The sequence below is a fragment of the Tahibacter sp. genome, assembly GCF_032229445.1.
Lineage (GTDB): Bacteria > Pseudomonadota > Gammaproteobacteria > Xanthomonadales > Rhodanobacteraceae > Tahibacter.
This window is the reverse complement of the sequence record NZ_JAVTWC010000027.1, coordinates 1-3,076: the sequence shown is the minus strand read 5'-3', so window position 1 is coordinate 3,076 and position 3,076 is coordinate 1. Positions and strand designations below refer to the sequence as shown.

The 3,076-nt window shown below is 61.9% G+C and carries 1 protein-coding gene; it reads right to left on the bottom strand.

Features of this window, described 5'->3' with window-relative positions:
- Window positions 1–2,989 (bottom strand): hypothetical protein (locus tag RUU78_RS06260; RefSeq protein WP_313914792.1); only part of this gene is annotated, 2,989 nt, incomplete at its 3' end.
- Window positions 2,990–3,076: the final 87 nt, after the last annotated feature.

Below are 3,076 nucleotides of genomic sequence, written 5' to 3'. Positions count from 1 at the left end.
CAGTCACTTTGTAGAGCGGCGCGCCGACGGTACTGCCCTGAATGTAGAGCGTTGCGGTGTCTGCATCATAGACGTTGCCGGCACCGAACAGCGGGCCGCTCATCGTCAGGTTTTCGACCGAAAAATCGAGGTGAGATCCATCGTTCGAAGTCAGGGCGATGGTGTCGCAGTATTTACTCCACGCTTTGTCATCGGCATCGATGGCCTGGCCATAACGCGCGCGCGTAAAGTGCAGCACCGGCTTCGTTCCGCCATTTGCCATGGCGCCGTAAAATCCGAAGCACTCGCGCCGCTCCTCGATCCAGCCCCAGCAGGAATGCACGGCCACGATGTGGCCCCAATGCGTGAACACCGACGTGAACACGCCCAGGCTGTCTGGATTCCAGAGCGTCTCCTGCGTGCCTTCGAGCGCCCATTTCCAGACGTTGAACGAGTTATGCGGACCGTAGATATTGGTCCCATCGAGGAAAGCCGCCGAGGCGGATAGGTCAACATTGCTTTGCCCGATCGGCTTCCAGTTCGTCGGCCCGACGTGCTGTTTCGTGTCGAGGTCGTAGATCGTATTGGCCCCGCTGGCGTAGAAAATGCCTCCGGACACGTTGCCCGACTGACCGATCTTGCGCATCACCGCCGGCGGAATCCACAGTAGCGACCAGCTCGTATGCACGGCGCCCGGTTGCCCGCTCTTGAGCATCGACGACCACCATGATTCGCCTGGTGTGAACACCGGCTTGCCATCGACGACCGTCCAGTCGCCATTCTCGCTTTGCGGGTCACGATCCTTGGCGCGGTCGAAGAGCAGTGTGGCTGCTTTGAGCCGGTAGATCGCCGTTTCGCACGAGCTGGTGCCGAAGTGGCCGCCGCCGGTAATGAACATTTCCTGCGCGGGTTTGCTCCATGCCGCGCCGGACCAGGTATTCATGATCCCCGTCCAGCTTGGCGCGCCGGAGCGGGCTGTGTAGTACGGCTTCTCGACCGCGTCAAGCAAGGGCGGTGAATCGACGAACACATAGCGGTTCGCCGGCAAGCCTTGCCAGTTGCCCACCGGAATAATGCCGTTCTCGTAGCGGGTCGGCGACCACGTCATCGTTCCGTGGTCAATGACGGGCGGATTGTCTGGGGTCGGTACCGGAAGCGGTTCTGGCGCTGGGGTGGTCGGCATGTTGATTGCTCCTATGTATGATCTTGCCATGACGGGATTGGCCAGGAAAAACACCTGATCGTGTTCGCAGGCGGTGACGCCGCCTTGATACGGCGTGGTCCGGGTGCCCATCACGCCCATGGTCCTGACGGCAGGCAGGTATTTGCTGGCCGGGTCGTAATAGACGTAATTCGCAGCGCGCGCCTCGGGCGTTTTGCTGATTTCCGGGTCGGTCGTATTGATCGGCCCCTGGCGCATCGGGAAGTTTCGAAACTTGATCACGGGCACGCCGTTGACCAGCATGTCGAACTCGCCATCGGCGGTCGGGTTGCGCCAGTCTTCGGTCCAGGTGTTGAGCTTCGTGCGCGTATCGATTCGATACCACTCGCCGCGACGCATCTTCGCGTAGCGGGCGCCCTGCTGCCCGGTCCAGACGCAGTCGCCGCGCGTTCCAGGCCAGTTGCTTTTCAGAAAATCGAGCGAGTGCAGCCCGTATTGCACATAACCCGGCGCCATATCGGCGAGGTCCACGAAAATGTCCCACAACGCATAGCCGCGATTGCCACCGCCTTGCCTGTTCTGGCCGCCCATCTCGGTGCGGTGATGCCCGGCAAACCCCATTTTTCCGCGCGGCGGGATGTAGATCGCCGAGCCGCCCGGAGATGAGCGGTACATTTTTTGATCACGGACCGCTTCGTCCGGATACTCGGCAATGAAAATATAGTATCGGCAATGCCACTCTTCGAGGCGGCCGCACTCCGGCTCGGGAAGGCACGTCCAAAGGTCGCAACCAAGGCTGCCGCCGTTGCCGACGTTCGCGCCGTCGGGCGCGTGCGCGCCGGGAATGACGATCTTGAGCGCGCCCAGACCCGGCGCCAGCGGATAGAAGCCCTCGCCCTGGTAGGTGCTCGGCACCATCGTTGGCGGCACCTTGCCCACCGCGCCGTGGAAGAATTTGTTGCGGATCGACTCGCCCTCGAGCGTATAAGGAAGCTTGCCCGTGTCCGGCGGCGCATCGCTGTACATGTGCGGCGACCAGGTCGATTTGTACGCGTAGTTGTTGCCCTTGCCATACCGCGCAATGACAGCGTCGTTGGTTGTGCCGTCCAGGTGGTTTTGCGCGAAGAATACATCGGGGTCATCGGCCAGCCCGGCATCTAGCATATAGGCACCGGACAGGCCCGGATCGGTAACGGCCGGGGGGTTCATCGGCGGATTGATCAAAAAACCCTCGACCAGCCCATCGCCAATAGCAGACCAATCCATCCAGGCTTCGGCCACCGGCTTTTTCGGGCGCGCGAACTCGAGTACGCCGTTGTCGCCGCGCGTGGTGATCATCGGCCTGCCGACAAACGAATATGCGCTGCCGCGCTTGAAGCCGACCGAAGCGACGCAGGCCAGCGCATCCGGCTCGCCGTCGTCATAGACCACATGCAACAGTGGCGGCGAATCGCTATGCCGGCCGCACCATTCCATCTTTTTAAGGCAGCGCACGATCCATGCCGTGTGCATGCCCAGCGCCTGCGCCTGCTGGACAGCATCGGTCATTGTCACGCGGTAGGTATAGGCCGAGCCATCGCTGGCCAGCACCGCCGACACCTGCCACGCCGGCGCGGAGCCGTACTCGACGCCGTTCAGGTCGATCCAGTCGCCATTCTGGCGATTCCAGCGGCATTGGCTGCCGATTTCCAGATAGTCCAGGTGCGGGCCGCTGCCGGCCCACAGGTAATCAGTCTTAGGCGGCTCGACCGACTCGCGCGCTGGCGTGTAGCACAGATTGCCCTTGATGATGGTGCCAAGCGGCGCGTCGAGGCAGAGCGGCGTGTCGAGGTCGAGCTGTGGGGTCATTTCGGTGCCCTTTCGGATTATGGCAGGTTCAGAAACTTCCTTTCGGCCCATTTTTCCAGCGCGAACAGCCCACGGCTGCCCATGTGG